This is a genomic window from Clostridium tetanomorphum (assembly GCF_017873215.1).
In the GTDB taxonomy this organism is placed as follows: Bacteria; Bacillota; Clostridia; order Clostridiales; family Clostridiaceae; genus Clostridium_AO; species Clostridium_AO tetanomorphum.
Genome location: NZ_JAGGKA010000002.1, coordinates 237,705 through 254,206, shown reverse-complemented (window position 1 = coordinate 254,206; position 16,502 = coordinate 237,705). Strand labels below are relative to the sequence as shown.

Below are 16,502 nucleotides of genomic sequence, written 5' to 3'. Positions count from 1 at the left end.
TCATTTCCCCTTAATTCGCTTTAACTTATTTAGCATACCTAGTTTATACAATAATACTTTTAAAATGGATTTTAATTTGACTTTAGTATTTAAGTTCATATATTTTTTAATACAATGCTCTATACCATGACTGTTCAAATCCATAAAAACTTCATCTCGATAAGAATTCTTAGGAAATGATTTTACTAACATAATTCCATCATAATCAATCAGTTCTTTCCAATCATGCTCCACAATTTTTAAAGAATCTATACAGTTTGTCAAAAGAGTCTTTCCTTTGAGATTTTTCACAATTACTGAAGTTGTACCTTTATTATCATCCATTTCCTTCTGCATTTTATAAATATGCCAACAATCAAAAATCACAATATCGCTAGGATTACTTTCAATTTTAAAGTAACATTTCGAACAGCTCGGACGTGATATCATTTCTTTTACATAAAAAAATAAAAATGGATCTTCTTCATATCCTTTGTAATAGTTTTTTCCATATTCAAACGATAAAGCCATCGATGCAGTGGAATATCCATAATGTTTATCTCTAAACTTAACATTCTCTATCTTACTTTTGTATTTAGATTCTTGATATGCTTTATATTCTTCCCAGAATTTATTAGATGCTACACCTTTACAAGCTACACTAACAGTGTACAAATTATCATATTCTTTTCTTAAGTAAGACTTTAAACCAGCAATTTGACAAGGTGTACCACTAAATAGAACTAAGCTTTCAGCTTGTAAATCAGAAAATGCTTCAGAAAAAGTATTTTTAAGATTACTTTGAACATACTTAGAACCTCGTAATGAAGTAATATCATCGATTCTCGTTATTCTCTTATGACAAACTTCCAGATTATCATCTAGAACTGCACCATATACAATTCCACCTTTATTTATAATATTTTGTGCCAAAGCTGTGAATGCGCCACCTGAAGCGCTAGACATTCGTACATCAATATTCACATTTTGAACTATGTAACCTAAATTATTACTCATTGGTCAATCTCCTCAAGGCTTTACTTAAGAATTGTTTACTATTATTTCTTAATTCATCTATCCTAGTTTCTACAGTGTCATATGGAATATATTGATTTAACTGATTTACAATATCTGAACCATCAATATCTTGATGATAACGTCTAGACTCTAAATTAAACATATTAAGTAAAGTATCAATTCTTGAATTTGTTGAACCATTTTTTCCAGCATATCTGTTGAACGTCAAAAATTGCTTTTTAAATACAATTGAAAAAACAGTTCCATGGAACGAATCGGTTAAAATATATTCTGCATTATAAATCAATCCCAAAAAGTCACTCGGGTCAACATCAAAAAGTTTATAATCACCAAATTCAAAATCTCTATTTACGATTTCATCCATAAACGGTATCGTTACAATCTTCAATCCTGTTTCTTTGGCTAACTTTTCAGCTAAATCTCTATGAGATTCATTATCCCCTAAAAAATAACAAAAAATATACTTCTCATTCAATTCAGGATTTTTCTTAAGCGAAAACCACTGATTGACATCTACAAGTAATGTAGGATCAGCAACTAATGAAGGTTCTACTCCAATAAGATTCTTTACAATACTTACTCCCGCCTTTTCACGAACCGAAATTGCATCCAACCTTGCTAAATAACGTTTTGTGGTAGCACATTGAATTGATGGTATTGTGCTCACACCAAAGCTAGAAGCATATGTAATCTTAGGAATTGAATCTTGTACCCACTCTAAAGTGTAGTAGTGACTTCCTAAATTTATAGGATGCCAAACTTGATCACTTCCTAATACAACAGCGCTATATTTTTTACTTTGCTCTGGCAATTGTTGGTATTGTCTAATACACTTCGTTAAATGAAAGTTGTTATTAACAAATGATAAAAATTTATCGTTTCTCTTATTTATCAGTGTCTTAAGCTGCTTGTTATGTAATTTTAAATATAACTTCTTTTTTATAGCTACGAATTTCATTTTTCGTATTGACGGTACAAATATTTGTGGCAAATACGAAATGATGTCACGTATATTCTTTTTGTTGCTATAATAAATGCTTTCTCCCTCATATCCTAAATCATATAAAATATATTCTAATGCCAGAGATTGAAGTACACTACCATAATTTTTAATTTGAAAGCAGTTTACTATCCCGATTTTATCCATATGATACACCTCTCAATCTAAGGAATTTATATAATAAATATAGTAATGGTATGAACCATATAACTGCTGTTTCTATATAACTAAATCCATACCATAAATATCTAAATGCTGTAACAATCAAAAAAATATATAAATTATAACGTAATACGGTTCTCTTCTTTAATATTATTTTAAATATGAATAAATAAATATTAGGTATAATAATAACTCCTAACATTCCAAAATTAATCAAAGGCTCTGTTAAGATAAACTCACCACCAGGTGTATTGTACAAATTTTTAATGATCAATCCGGCTCTATATGGTGTATCAACAAGTGGAATCAATCCTTCAATATATGTCAAATAAGTTTTACCATATAACAAATTGTCATTTTTTACAAAATCACATGAGCTATTATATACATATCCTATATCTGATGCTGTATTTTGAGAAACTAATTTTGCTAAAACATCCGAAATACCAAAGGATACATTGCCAGTTCGTCTTTCTCCAACATAACTTAAAATAATAAAAATCAGCGTAACGATAATTCCTACTTTCAGAACAGTAGATAATTTAATATTTTTGCTTGTTTTGACCACATATATTAATAATATAGCTATTATAAGTCCAAGTATATCTACTCTCTCATAATGCATAAGAAACCATGAACAAACAAACAAATACGAAAATTGAACAATCCTATTTTTTCTCAATCCAGGCATTGCAAATAATAGTGCAACAATAGAAAAATGATTCCATCCATTTCCTGGAAGCAAAGCAGAAAAACGTGTATTACTGTTAAATGTAAATGGCATTTGAGGAAAAGCAATATATGCAAAAATAATACCAATAATTGCATATATACTACTCATTTGTTTACTAAAATACGTACTATCATATGTAAGCATTTCTTTTTCCAATCTACAATAATCCGTGCAAGTTCCCCAAAAGAACAAACTGAAATTGTATATCAACATATAAAAAAGCATATCATTAAAATAGATATTACTTGTTAGACCTAAAATGCCATATGCCGTTCCAGTCAATTCATAAAAATATACATTAACTAACACATAATTATTGATAATTGACCATAGTGATATTAGAGAAAATTTTGCTTTAATAATTGTAATTAACAGAAGGAAAAGATTAAATATCATTAACACTTCTCTATTCTTCGGCAAAATTAGAATTGCACACAATGCCAAAGTAAATATCACAATATATAATATTGAATTTCTTTTAATTTTATTTTTTCCCATTTTTTATTTACCCTTCTGTAAATAGAATATAAAATTTTTTATTTCTAAAATTTTTTCTTTGTTAAATAATAAATATGCACCATAAAACATTACTAATATAGCAAATGATATATAGCTACTTAAAATAATATTAGCAATAATAAACAAAAGTGCAAATATCAATTCTTGAATGATACTCTTAATAAAGCTACAATTAAGATATCTACACAAAATCACATCTGCAATTATGCTCCTCATAATAATTGCACATACAATACTAAATACTACAGCTAATACATTATTAAATATAAATACTGAGCATAAACTTAGCAATGTATTCATAATCAACGTAGATATATTGATTCTTAAAAGAGTCTTTTCTTTTCGTAACACCTTATAATATGTTGTACTCAATAATTGCATTTTCCCATCAAAAACACAAATCGGTATCATATATCCCAAATAGGCTATACTCTCTTTGTATTGTGGTAACCAATGTAATAAAATTATGCCTATAGGCACATATAGGACATAAATAATTGGCAGTATTATGTTAACAATATCATGAAGCATTTTATATATTGAATTGGAATTATTCTTATCTACTCTTTTAAGTACTGGGAAAACCACCATACTAATCTGAGCTATAAAAGCAAGAAAAAAATTAGTCAATGAAATTGAAAAAGAAATTTTTCCGAAAGTTTCGATTCCCCATTTGACATCTACTAAAACTCTAGAAATACCAATAATAAACGAGCTAACCATATTAGCTATTAATAGACTCATTCCAGGAGCAAGGTTGCCCTTATATTCTCTAAAACCATTTTTATTAATTCTAAATTTAGTAGATAATATTTCTTTTCCCTTATATACACAATATATAAGGGTAAATAACTTTGTCACTGTATAGAAAACTATAAAAAGCTGATAGTTTTTATAGCCAAACAATAAACTAGCTATAGCGATTACTACAAATGAACACTGGTCTATTATTATAGAAATCGAGAACCATGACGTATTATTTGTAGTTTGAAAAATATATCCAAAAAATCTATTTACATTAACTATAATAGCATACAAAGCCAATATAACAATAACAAACTTCCGATCATTATTATCTAAGAGCAACAAACAGGCACTTGCTATAATTACAGTGATAATCGCCTGTTGTATCATCATAATTATAAATTGTGTTTTTAGTTTATCATATGGTAATTCCTTATAATCATAACCTCCATACTTTAGATAAATTCCATCATTTAGCCCTAATTGAACAAATCCCACATAATTTGAATAAAATATAAATAACTGCCAATAGCTATATTCATTAACACCTAAAATTTTTGATATAACCAGCGTCATCATAACACTTAGTAACAATTGAACACCATTAGCCAAAAACGCATATGCGAAATTTTTTACAATTAATTTTTTATCCATTTCTAAGCGTCCATTCTTCTATAATTATCAAAATATATTTTCTCTAATTTAATTGATTCACTAAAAATATTGTATCCAGCTTGAGTTAATTTTTCTTTATAATCGCTACATTTTTCTTGCTTTAAAAGACATTTCATTGTTTCTGCCAACTCGGAATTACTTTCATCTAAATTCAAAAAATGTACTAACTCCGTTATTTTTATTGAATAATCTATATTATCAGAAAAAACGGAAACTACACCAGCAGCTTGAACTTCTAATGCAACAACTGGGAATCCCTCAAATAAAGAAGGTAATACAAATAAATCCAAACTAGAATAAAAACCTTGCATATCCTCAACTGGTCCTAGAAAAACCACGTTATTGTCAATTCCAATTGAAGCTGCATATTTTTTAGTTGATTCTTCTAATTCACCGGTTCCTGCCAACAACAACGTTGCATTCTTTTCCAATTTGAGAAACTCTTTAAAAATATCTAAAAGGCGCTTGTGATTCTTCTGCTCGGAAAATCTTCCTACATGTCCAACAACAACTTTATCTTGTAAATTCAAAGAATTTCTAAAATTGTAACTTCTATATCGAAACTCTTCAAGATTAATAGCATTGTTTATGATAGTAAAACTACGATTCTTACCATATAGATAATAACCGGCTTCTTGACCGCAAGACAAAAAAACATTTGATGATATTTTTATTAAGGTCTTACAAATGTTCGCCATTATTTTGTAAATAAAAGACTTTTCTTTTTCTGCTATATGTGAATGGCTTATACGAACTTTAACACCAGATAGCATTGCTGGAAAAGCAGGACAAAAATTCATTAGATTCATATGACAGTGAATAATATCCGGTTTGTACTCCTTTATAATTTTATAACTGTCAACGATATTTTTCACAAAGCTCTCATTTCTTGCTGTAATTCGAATTGTCTTACAGCCTGCAGCTTTAATTTTATTAATGCATAATTCGACCGGTTCATGTTGATAAACTACTATAAACTCAAATTTATCATGATCCATATTATTGCAGTAATTTACAAGCATCTGTTCTACTCCACCAGAAACTAATCCAGAAACAAAATGCATCACTCTAATTTTAGTCATTAAAAATCACCCTTATATAAAAAATTACTTCTAATCATTTAAAATTATTATTTGTTTAAATTTGCCTTGACTCGAATATAGAGTGGTTTTAACTCTGCATGAATTAAGCCTAATATTCTAATAGCAAGACAATAAGGTAGTTTTTGCACAATAGCTACTACTTTTGATACTTTTGATTTAAACTTAAATTCTGTAAGCTCAACATCTGCCCATGGACTAATAGCCTTATACTTTGCAAACTCATTAACATATGGGTGTCTACTATTTGAAAACCACGGTCTTACATTCAGCATACAGGTTGTATAATGGATTATTTTCGAATGTTTAACAGCATTCTCAACTTCTTTTTTCGTATAAAAATTTGTTGGAAATCTAAGTTTCTTTACATCTTCATAACTATATACTGCTAATAAGGTCATAACATTATATTCAGGACTTAATACACCAGCTACACTTGAAAACACCCCATTAAGAATATCCTGGTCAGCATAATTTATTATGGAAGTATATTTATTTAAATACTTCTTTATTTCTTTTAAAATATCAATCTCTCTTAATTTATTCAAGTCAAGCAAAAGAACTCCTGCATTTACATAAAGTCCATCTCCTGGTAGACCAATATTCTGCTTATATGTTTTTCCAATACAATCCTTAATTCCGCAAAGCACCTTACCTTGCATATCAAAATTATCTAATGGACTTATATCTCCCTCAATAATAGTATCACAATCCAAATAAAGAATTCTATCCAGTTCTATTGGTAATAATTGTCCTGAAAACAATCTAGTGAATGCACTAATAGGCCATCGCTGTGAAATGAGAACTTCTGGAATATCTAGCTTAGGAACATCTATAATGAAACATTTACGTTCATATTTTGTCGCAATCATCTGAAGAATTTTCTTATTATCTTCTGAAATGCAATCTCCCAAAAGGTATACATTCAATCTCTTCTGCGCTTTATTATTCTCAAAAAGCGATATCATGGATATTCCCATTATCCATATATAATTGTTATCACATGTGTAAAGAACATTCATAATCATAACCCTTTCATTACAATTCAATTTCAGCCAAAAGTTTATTATTCTTATCTTTGTCTGCCATAACAAGTTCGATATTATCATCAATAGGCCATTCTATATCTATCTTAGGATCATTCCATGCAATTCTAATTTCGTAATTTGTGTACCAATGCTCTGAAACTTTGAAGCACACTTCAGCTATATCACACAAAGTTAGGAATCCGTGACCAAATCCCTTTGGTAAATAAAACTGTTTACAATTGTCAGCTGATAACTCAGCACCATATCACTTCTTATATGTACTACTTTCTTTCCTTAAATTCACTGCAACCTCAAATACGAAACCACTTATCACTCGTATCAATTTCCTCTAAGGATAATTCCTATTAACATGAAATACTTGCAGTACACCTTTAAAACTTTTAGACTGATTATATTGAACAAAATTCAAATCTAAACCGTTATTAATTATATCTTGTAAATCATAGGATTCAAAAAATAGTCTTTATTATTAAGATATATCTCAGGAACAATAATACACAAACCTTCAATTCCACCAACGTTTTTTCTACACTGAGTTGTTTTATACTTTTACCTTATTGCGATAAAGTCTCAACGTGAAAATATCTATTCCTCACAGACACTTTATTCTCCTATTCATTATTCAATGATTTATAAATAGTTGATCTAGCAACGTATCTTTCAAAATAACCATTTTGAAACTTTTTCATCCCAAAACACAAGAAAAGACAGATATCTTTTGAACATCCACCAGTATAATAACAGTCTCCCTTCCTGTCGAGATTTCCTTGATTTTCAAAGATTTTTCTCATTTCTAGAACAAGAATTTTCGAATACAAATCAGAATTCTATAACCTCTTAATTTGTTGTCCCTATTATTACACAAGCTTATTATACCATATTCTTATATTTATTTTTATGTAATTCAAATTTTCCTATAATTTGCTTCGCTGCTTTAACAACTAATTCTAATACTTCTCCATACATACTTCTTATATCTTTCTTACAATTCCAATAGCAACTCATTTATTTGATTACTAATCATAAAGATATATTCGAGAAATAATATTTAAGTTATTATACCCCATTTTCCCATACATTTTATCTTCTTCCTATAATTAAATTAAATAATACATTGTGAATTTTATCATAAAATAAATGTTTTATCAATAATTTTCCAAAATTTATTAATTTTTGATTAATTTTTAAATATTTTATATTATTGCTTATCATTATATTACTTTTAAAAGATTAATTTTTTCTTCATATTATACATTTTCTTCTAAGTTTATAATAATATCTATTTATATTTTTCAATAAAAACTTTTAAAACTCTCTCCAACCCCTCATCTCTAATGCCAATTTTAAAATATGATATTCTAAATCTTATGCATTGGTTGGATTTCCTGTTTGGTAATCAACTACGTCTTTTACATTTAGACTGACTATCTTGAACAAAAATCATATCTAATCCAGCTTCAATAAAATCTTCATAATTATATATTCCCATAAAGTATCCTCTGTAATTACCAAATACCTTAGATTAAATTACATATAAAACTTAACTTGCTCCATGAATATAACCTTCTATTTTTCTCCATACATTTTTATATAATAATTTTGATATTCACCATTGGTTATATTCTTCATCCATTCTTGATTAATTAAATACCATTCAATTGTTTTCTTAATTCCAACTTCAAAGGTAGTTTCAGGATACCATCCTAGTTCTTCTTTTATCTTAGCTGGATCTATTCCATACCTTCTATCATGTCCTTTTCTGTCTTCTACAAATTTGATTAAGTCCTCATTTATTTCTTTATCTACATTTTTATTGAGATACCTTATAACTGTCTTAACAATTTGTATATTGGTTCTTTCATTGTGTCCACCTACGTTATAAACTTCTCCTAATCTTCCACTATTTATAACCATATCTATGGCTTTACAGTGATCTTCTACATATAACCAATCCCTTATATTTAGTCCATCACCATATACAGGCAATACTTTATGATTTAAACAATTATTTATCAATAATGGTATTAATTTTTCCGGAAATTGATGTGGTCCATAATTGTTTGAACACCTTGTTATATTTACTGGCATCTTATATGTATCAGCATATGACTTTACCATCAAATCTGCACTAGCCTTACTTGATGAATATGGACTATGGGGATCTATTGATGTTGTCTCAATGAAGAAACCATTTTCTCCAAGAGAACCATATACTTCATCTGTAGAAACTTGAATATATTTTTTTCCTCCTTTAATCCCCTCATTTGTTTCCCAAGATTTTTTCGCTGCATTTAATAATATGACTGTTCCTAGTACATTAGTTCTTACAAACACTTCTGGTTCTTTTATACTTCTATCAACATGTGATTCTGCTGCAAAATTCACTACATAATCTATGTCATATTTTTCAAATAACCCTTCTACTAATTGTTCATCGCATATATCCCCTTGAACAAATACGTAATTCTGATTGTCTTCTACGGATTTAAGGTTTTGCAAATTACCTGCATATGTAATTTTATCTAAATTTATTATTCTTATATCTGAATACTTATTCAACATATATATAATAAAATTTGATCCTATAAATCCAGCTCCACCTGTAACTAAATAATTCTTCATAATATCCTCCAAGACTAAAATCTATTCTATTATTTGCATAGTACCAGCAACTTCTCTTACAACATCAGTTAGCTCCTCAGCTATGATTAATAAATATTTTCCATAATCTACTTTAGAAAAAGGTTTAGCTAATTTTATTAACTGCGCTCTATCTATGTATCCTTTTCTATACGCTATTTCTTCTATGCAAGCTACATACAATCCCTGCCTAGTTTGTACAGCTTCCACAAAATTAGCAGCATTTAATAAGCCCCTATGAGTTCCCGTATCTAGCCAAGCCATTCCTCTTCCTAAAAGCTCCACTTTCAATTTGTTGTTTCTTAAATACTCATTATTAACTGAAGTTATTTCAAGTTCCCCTCTATCTGATGGCTTTATTGACTTAGCTATTTCTACTACACTACTATCATAAAAGTAAAGACCTGGCACTGCATAATTGGATCTTGGATTTTGTGGTTTTTCTTCTATAGAAATAACATTATTATTTTCATCAAACTCTACTACTCCAAAATCTTTTGGGTTACTTACATGATATCCAAATATAGTGGCTTCTTCTCTTTCAACTGCTCTTTTTAATCTTTCAGTAAGTCCATACCCAAAGAATATATTATCTCCTAAGACTAGTGCTACCTTATCTTTTCCTATAAACTCTTCACCAATTATGAAAGCTTCTGCTAAGCCCCTTGGCTCAGCTTGAATTGCATATTGAAAATTCAATCCAAGCTGACTTCCATCTCCTAACAGCTCCTTAAAAGAGCTTATATCCCTAGTCGTTGAGATTATAAGAATATCTCTTATTCCTGCAAGCATTAGTACTGATAACGGATAATAAATCATTGGTTTATCATATATAGGTAATATTTGTTTTGATACTGATTTTGTTACTGGATAAAGTCTAGTTCCAGATCCTCCAGCTAAAATAATTCCTTTCATCTATGCCCCTCCCCTATACTACATTGTCATCCACAAACAGCACTCTGACTGTCTTAAATATCAACTTCAAATTCACACAGAAACATCATTTTCTTCTTATACCTTCCTTACAATTTCCACTCCAACACTAACTTCTATATTTCTTCCAAAAAACTCTATTTCTATTATTGCTTTTCTTTTATGTCTATCAATCTTTTTTATAGTTCCTTCATAATCCTTCATTGGACCATCTGTTATTACAATTTTATCATTTTCTATATATCCATATGACATTTTAATAAGATGATCTTCTTTCCCAAACCTCATTAAAAATTCTATTTCTCTATCATATAGAGGTATCATCTCTTTTCCATCCCCAAGAATTTTAATTAATTTAGGAATCTTTTTCACATCCAATAGCAAATCATTTATGTGATTACTAACCATAAAGATATATCCTGGGAATAATATTTCAGTTGTTATATGCCATTTTCCCATATATTTTATCTTCTTCTCATAATAAGGAATACAGCATTCCTCTAGAACATTATTAGATATCATCTTATTACATATAAGCTTTATCTTTTCTTCCTCTCCTGTTCTAACTTGAACTGCATACCACATAATTTTCCTCCTTTTGGGCAGGCTTCGCCATTTCACAAGTAAAATATACTTCTTTAACTGTGAATTCTATATCTTTATGGCATTTAGATAATCAAAACGCGACAATGCGACGATTTTAATTATCTAAAATTTATATTACTTTACAACAACCTGAAAAACTTCAAATTATAATAATTTATAAAGCATATGACCATACTATTAGCTGTTTTTATCCTGCATTTTCATCTCCGAATAATACTTTAACAGTCCTAAATATCAACTTTATATCCACCCAAGTACTTCTCTCTTCCACATACCTTACATCCAGTTCCATCCACTGTTCAAAATCAATACTATTTCTACCCATCACCTGCCAGTAGCAAGTAAGACCGGGTTTTGCTAAAAGCTTTGTTTTTTGATAGTCTGTAAATTTTATTACTTCCCTTGGAAGATTAGGTCTTGGCCCTACCAAGGACATTTCTCCTTTTAATACATTGATTAATTGAGGCAGCTCGTCAATGCTTGTCTTTCTTATAAAATGACCTACTTTTGTGATTCTAGGATCTTTTTTTATTTTAAACATAGGTCCTGACATTTCATTTTTATCCTTAAGTTGGTGTAAAATTTCTTCTGCATTGGTTACCATGGATCTAAACTTGTACATTTTGAATATAGTTCCATTTTGTCCAACTCTCTCTTGTGAAAAAAATACTGGCCCCTCTGAATCCAACTTAATAGCTATAGCTGTAATTATTATTATTGGACTTAATAATATTAATCCACAAAGAGAACCTAGTATATCTATTGTTCTCTTTAATATAAAATAACCATTACTTTTTTCATATTTATTTTCATATACTATTTCTATATTCTCTGACCCACTTTTCAGCCCACTATTGAACTCCTGCACAACTTATCCCCCCTATACATGATTGAACCACTAATAGCCTATTACAACTTCTATTTTATAGCATTTATTGGTTTACATAAATATTCATATTGCCTATTAAGCAAGAAAATATATACTTTATCACAAAATTTAACTGTTTTTATTCATTTTTCTTTGAATTCCTATTAAAATTAATAATTTGCTCTATTTTCTTCTTAATTTCAATTTTTCAAATCCAATTATTAAATAGAAACAAACTAAAAAAATGGTATTAATTCATTTTTATACATTATACATCATTATATGACTAAATAATATATTAAAATAAAGACTATATTACCATTTATTTCATTTTATTTTCTTCCTTAAATTTGTCCTCTTTAATAACTAATTCGTTATTTTATGCTGCAACTTAAGAAAAAATAACTCTTATAGTATTAAACTTTAAGAGTTACTTTTTAGCATTAAACTGCTAAATCTTCTTTAGAATTTTTGCTTTTTTTCTTTTTAATCTTTTCTCCATCATTACCATAATAATAATGATAGTAGTATCCATAGTATCCTTTCTCTGATACTTCTAATTTATTTAATACTACTCCTATTATCTTAGCTTGAACCTTTTCTAAAAGCTCTTTAGCCTTCATAGCAGCTTCTCTTTCCACTTCTCCCGAGGATAACACAAGTACACAGCCATCCGCTTTACTTGCTAAAAGTTGAGCATCTGTTACTGCTATTACAGGAGGAGTATCTAATATTATACAATCATATTCTCCTCTTAATTCCTCTATAAAACTACCCATTTTTTTAGATGATAATAATTCCGATGGATTAGGAGGTCTTGTACCAGCTGGAAGTATATCTAAATTTTCAATTTCAGTTTTATGTACAGCCTGTGAAAACTCTGTATTTCCTGCTAAAAGATCTGATAATCCCGATTCATTAGATAAACTAAATAACTTATGTAATCTTGGTTTTCTCTGGTCACAGTCTATAATTATAGTCTTACTTCCACCTTGTGCCATTACCACAGCTAAGTTTGAAGACGTGGTTGATTTACCTTCCCCAGGACCAGAACTGGTTATTACTATAGTTTGAATTTTTTTATCAAAGGATGAAAACTGTATATTGGTTCTTAAGGTTCTATATGCTTCTGATATAGGAGATTTTGGATCTTTTACAGAAATCAAATCAACTTTTCCCATTTAATTCACTCCATTTATTTTTTTCTAAAAAAACTAAAGATACTTTTCTTCTCTTTTATCTCTTCAAATTCATAATTTATATCCTGATTTTTTAATAACAAATTACAATTTATATCAAATGAATTATACACATCTTTATTTATATCTTTAACTAACTGTAAAGATGAATTTAATCCTGGACACCTATTTCCTGTAGAATGTGCATCTGAAGCTATGAAATTGCATATACCATGTTTTATTAAAAGTTTTGCAGTATTTTGTACTTTTGCACCAAATATTCCTCTAATACTACCCGTATTTATTTGAAATAAGCACCCTTCCTTACCAAATTCATTTATAAGAGCAGGTTTCTCTATAATGTATTTATATCTTTCAGGGTGAGCTAATATAGGAATGGCTCCTTGGAGCTTAAGTTCATATATATATTCTAAAACATCTTTAGGCATATCCATCATAGCTGTTTCTACAAGCACATACTTACTATTATTAAGTCCTTTTACAATTCCTTCTCTATATAGCTTAGCTGTATGTTTATCTAAAAATATTTCTTGCCCAGGCAATACTTTTATATCTATTCCCATATTTAATGCTTCTGAATTTATTTTATCTATTACAGTAAGTACTTTATCATATTCAGTTTCATAATATCCTCTATAATAATGAGGAGTGGCTATTATATTTTCCACATTATCTTTCTTTGCCATTTTAAGCATTTCTAAAGAAATTTCCAATGACTTTGCTCCATCATCTATTTGTGGTAATATATGCGAATGTATATCTAACACTTTTATCAACCCTTTTTTCAGATTACACAGTCAGAGTACAGATATTAGTTTTCTAAATTAAAGTTTCATAGTTTTTATTGTAGAAACAACATTTTTGTTACCTCTTTGCAATTATCCAATAGCAAAAAGCCATTTTTATGTCTATATAATTACTATGTTTCGATATGAGAATTAAAATAATATTATCTTAATTCTAGCCATCTTACCTAACATATGCACTCTGCTATCTGTCCTTTGTTAATTGTTATCCATATTTTGCTTTGGTATAATTCCCACAATTGGAAGGCCTAAATATCTTTCTACATCATCTTCTGTTTTTATAGTACTATCCATGTATTCTAACACAAAAGCTAAACCTACTGATACCATAAGACCTATAAAAAATGCAATAGCTACATTTAAAGCTTTCTTAGGCTTTACAGGTTTTTCTGGAACTTTAGGATTATCCATTATAGTTATATTTCCACCTGTTGGGTATACAATTTTTGATTCTTCAACAAAGGATTTTGATACTGCATCTGCAACTCTTGCGGCATCTTTTGCATCTTTATTTTCTGCTTTTATTAAAAGTATTTGTGTTCCTTGTTGAGGGGTCACTGTTATCATCTTTTCCAATTCTTTTCTTGTATAATTTCCACCTAATTTTTTTATAGCAGAATCCGTAACTCTAACTGATTCAGCAATTACAGCATAGGTTTTAACAAGATTTTGGTACATTACTACATCATTATTATTAAGTTTTCCTTCTTCTGTTTGCAGCTTACCTATAATTATACTGGTTTTAGCTTCATAAGTAGGGCTTAATACAAAGAAACTTAAAACACCTGATATTAGAGTACAAATTAAAGTTATTAAAACTATAAGCTTTCCTCTTTTTCTCATTATGCGAAAAAAGTCCCTTAAATCTAACGTTATTTCTTCCTCCATTAGTAGAATTCCTCCTGAACCTTATTATATATTGAAATTTATTTTTTACTTTGATTTAACAACTAGTTTGTATTTAGCTTCATTGTTTTTATCATCTTTTAAGATAATAGTGGAACCATTTAAGAGACTTATATTTCCTAACCCTACTCCATCTCCTTCTTTGTCAAAGCCCATATGTCTTAAATATAGTATTAAGTCAAATTCTTTAGCATCTTTTCCGTAAATTTTTTCAAATTGTTCTTTTGTTATTTGTTGCCCCATAGCAGTAACATTATTAATACTATTGGATGTAGCAAATACTACGTTAGTTATTTTCTCTTTATAATCCTTTGGTATAGCTAATTCTAAGCTGTCATCTTTAACTTCTCCATCAATTTTATATCCATCAGATCCCTTTAAATAGAATTTATCTACTTTAAACTTACTTTCTTCTACTGGTGTTCCACTACTTCCACCATTGCTGCCAGTATTGCTACTACCAGTGTTTTCGCTAGTTCCTGTAGAAGGTTTATTTTCACCATTATTATTTGGATTAGCTACTGGTTTAATCTTTTCTACTGCTGCATTTGGTAAAACTCCTTCTCCACCTAATGCAAATATTTTTGCTTCACTACTTAAACTATTTTTTAAGTAAGCTTCTGTATCCTTTGGCAAATCCTTAGCTGAAAGAACCATTGCTCCATCTACTTTTGCTGCTAAAGCTGCTCCTGGAAGTGCATCAGCAAATTCATTGCCTTTTGGACCTTGTCCTAATGCTACAAATACATTATTACATTTTGCATCCTTCTGAAACGCTTTTAATATTTCTACATTAGTTTGAAATCTATCTTTTCCACTTATTCTAACAACGTTATTTAGTTCTGATTCAGATTTTTTACTAATAACACCTTCTCCACCTATTACATAGGTTTTATTCACTTTCTTATCTTTTAAATAAGTTTTAGCTCCATCAGACAATTTATCTTTTGCTGTAAGTAATATTGGTATTCCATTTTTAGCTGCTACTGGAGCTATAGAAAGTGCATCTGCATAATACATAGAAGAAGCTACCACTACATCTCCTTTAAATTCTAACTTTTGGGCTATTTTTAATGAAGTTTCATATCTATCCTTACCCCATATTCTTTCTACAGTACTGCCTTTAAAATTAGTTTTTATGTAATTTTCAATATTTGAAGATATGGAACCTTCTCCTCCTACAAGTATTATGTTTTTAGCTCCTAATCTTTTTATTTCTTCCTCTGCCTCTTTACTTAATGTGTTTTTATTTGTTAATAAAATAGGGGCATTATATTTTTTAGCTAAAGGCACTGAACATAATGCATCTGGAAAATTTTCTCCATTAGCTATCAATATGTATTGTGATTGTGTCCAACCATGCTTTGAAATAGCTGACGCAGTTTCATATCTATTTTTACCATTTAATCTTTGAAAAGAATTTCCTTCTGCTTTAGCTCCTATTGGTGATAATACTAAAGCCATTGTAATCATTACTGAAAACTTTTTATAAAAGTTTCTTAAACTAAAATTAATCTTATTCATTATGCACACTCCTTAAAATAA

The 16,502-nt window shown here is 29.0% G+C and carries 15 protein-coding genes and 2 pseudogenes; all 17 read right to left on the bottom strand.

The features are described 5' to 3' along the window. The gene (locus J2Z24_RS03280; protein ID WP_051593251.1) at positions 1-996 is read right to left on the bottom strand and encodes a Coenzyme F420 hydrogenase/dehydrogenase, beta subunit C-terminal domain; all 996 of its coding nucleotides are present in this window, start codon (positions 994-996) and stop codon (positions 1-3) included. Continuing rightward, a complete protein-coding gene (locus J2Z24_RS03275; protein ID WP_035147897.1) occupies positions 989-2,164 on the bottom strand; it encodes a polysaccharide pyruvyl transferase family protein in 1,176 nt (391 codons plus the stop codon). Before J2Z24_RS03275 ends, J2Z24_RS03280 begins: the two co-directional genes overlap by 8 nt. Beyond that, positions 2,157-3,068: a hypothetical protein gene (locus J2Z24_RS03270; RefSeq protein ID WP_181573765.1), complete on the bottom strand. Its 912-nt coding sequence runs from the start codon at positions 3,066-3,068 to the stop codon at positions 2,157-2,159. Before J2Z24_RS03270 ends, J2Z24_RS03275 begins: the two co-directional genes overlap by 8 nt. Positions 3,069-3,413: 345 nt before the next feature. Next, positions 3,414-4,829 carry a lipopolysaccharide biosynthesis protein gene (locus J2Z24_RS03265; protein ID WP_035147892.1) on the bottom strand — a complete coding sequence of 472 codons (1,416 nt, stop codon included), beginning with the start codon at positions 4,827-4,829 and terminating at the stop codon, positions 3,414-3,416. Positions 4,830-4,831: 2 nt separating this feature from the next. After that, a complete protein-coding gene (locus J2Z24_RS03260) occupies positions 4,832-5,932 on the bottom strand; it encodes a glycosyltransferase (protein ID WP_035147891.1) in 1,101 nt (366 codons plus the stop codon). A gap of 47 nt (positions 5,933-5,979) precedes the next feature. Next, the gene (locus J2Z24_RS03255) at positions 5,980-6,972 is read right to left on the bottom strand and encodes a glycosyltransferase family 8 protein (RefSeq protein ID WP_035147890.1); all 993 of its coding nucleotides are present in this window, start codon (positions 6,970-6,972) and stop codon (positions 5,980-5,982) included. Between the two features lie 16 nt (positions 6,973-6,988). Then, positions 6,989-7,180: pseudogene (locus J2Z24_RS21745) on the bottom strand (dTDP-4-dehydrorhamnose 3,5-epimerase family protein); the annotation flags it as partial. A gap of 689 nt (positions 7,181-7,869) precedes the next feature. Next, positions 7,870-8,004: a hypothetical protein gene (locus J2Z24_RS21570; protein ID WP_276512133.1), complete on the bottom strand. Its 135-nt coding sequence runs from the start codon at positions 8,002-8,004 to the stop codon at positions 7,870-7,872. A 400-nt stretch (positions 8,005-8,404) separates the two neighbouring features. Beyond that, positions 8,405-8,518, bottom strand: a pseudogene (locus J2Z24_RS03245) (dTDP-4-dehydrorhamnose 3,5-epimerase); the annotation flags it as partial. Positions 8,519-8,565: 47 nt separating this feature from the next. Further along, the gene (rfbB, locus tag J2Z24_RS03240) at positions 8,566-9,621 is read right to left on the bottom strand and encodes a dTDP-glucose 4,6-dehydratase (protein WP_035147889.1); all 1,056 of its coding nucleotides are present in this window, start codon (positions 9,619-9,621) and stop codon (positions 8,566-8,568) included. Between the two features lie 21 nt (positions 9,622-9,642). Next, positions 9,643-10,554, bottom strand: coding sequence for a glucose-1-phosphate thymidylyltransferase RfbA (rfbA, locus tag J2Z24_RS03235; RefSeq protein ID WP_035147886.1), 912 nt, complete (start codon positions 10,552-10,554; stop codon positions 9,643-9,645). A gap of 96 nt (positions 10,555-10,650) precedes the next feature. Beyond that, positions 10,651-11,157 (bottom strand): antiterminator LoaP, encoded by a 507-nt coding sequence (loaP, locus tag J2Z24_RS03230; protein ID WP_051593249.1) that lies wholly within the window; start codon positions 11,155-11,157, stop codon positions 10,651-10,653. A 208-nt stretch (positions 11,158-11,365) separates the two neighbouring features. Then, on the bottom strand, positions 11,366-12,004 hold the full coding sequence (locus tag J2Z24_RS03225) for a sugar transferase (RefSeq protein ID WP_372440067.1): 639 nt from the start codon (positions 12,002-12,004) through the stop codon (positions 11,366-11,368). Between the two features lie 485 nt (positions 12,005-12,489). Continuing rightward, complete coding sequence (locus tag J2Z24_RS03220) at positions 12,490-13,227, bottom strand: CpsD/CapB family tyrosine-protein kinase (RefSeq protein ID WP_035147884.1); 738 nt, start codon at positions 13,225-13,227, stop codon at positions 12,490-12,492. A gap of 14 nt (positions 13,228-13,241) precedes the next feature. After that, the gene (locus J2Z24_RS03215) at positions 13,242-14,012 is read right to left on the bottom strand and encodes a tyrosine-protein phosphatase (protein WP_035147881.1); all 771 of its coding nucleotides are present in this window, start codon (positions 14,010-14,012) and stop codon (positions 13,242-13,244) included. Between the two features lie 237 nt (positions 14,013-14,249). Then, the gene (locus tag J2Z24_RS03210; RefSeq protein ID WP_035147880.1) at positions 14,250-14,939 is read right to left on the bottom strand and encodes a YveK family protein; all 690 of its coding nucleotides are present in this window, start codon (positions 14,937-14,939) and stop codon (positions 14,250-14,252) included. A gap of 45 nt (positions 14,940-14,984) precedes the next feature. Beyond that, entirely contained in the window at positions 14,985-16,481 is a 1,497-nt protein-coding gene (locus J2Z24_RS03205; RefSeq protein ID WP_051593248.1) for a cell wall-binding repeat-containing protein, read from the bottom strand. Positions 16,482-16,502: the final 21 nt, after the last annotated feature.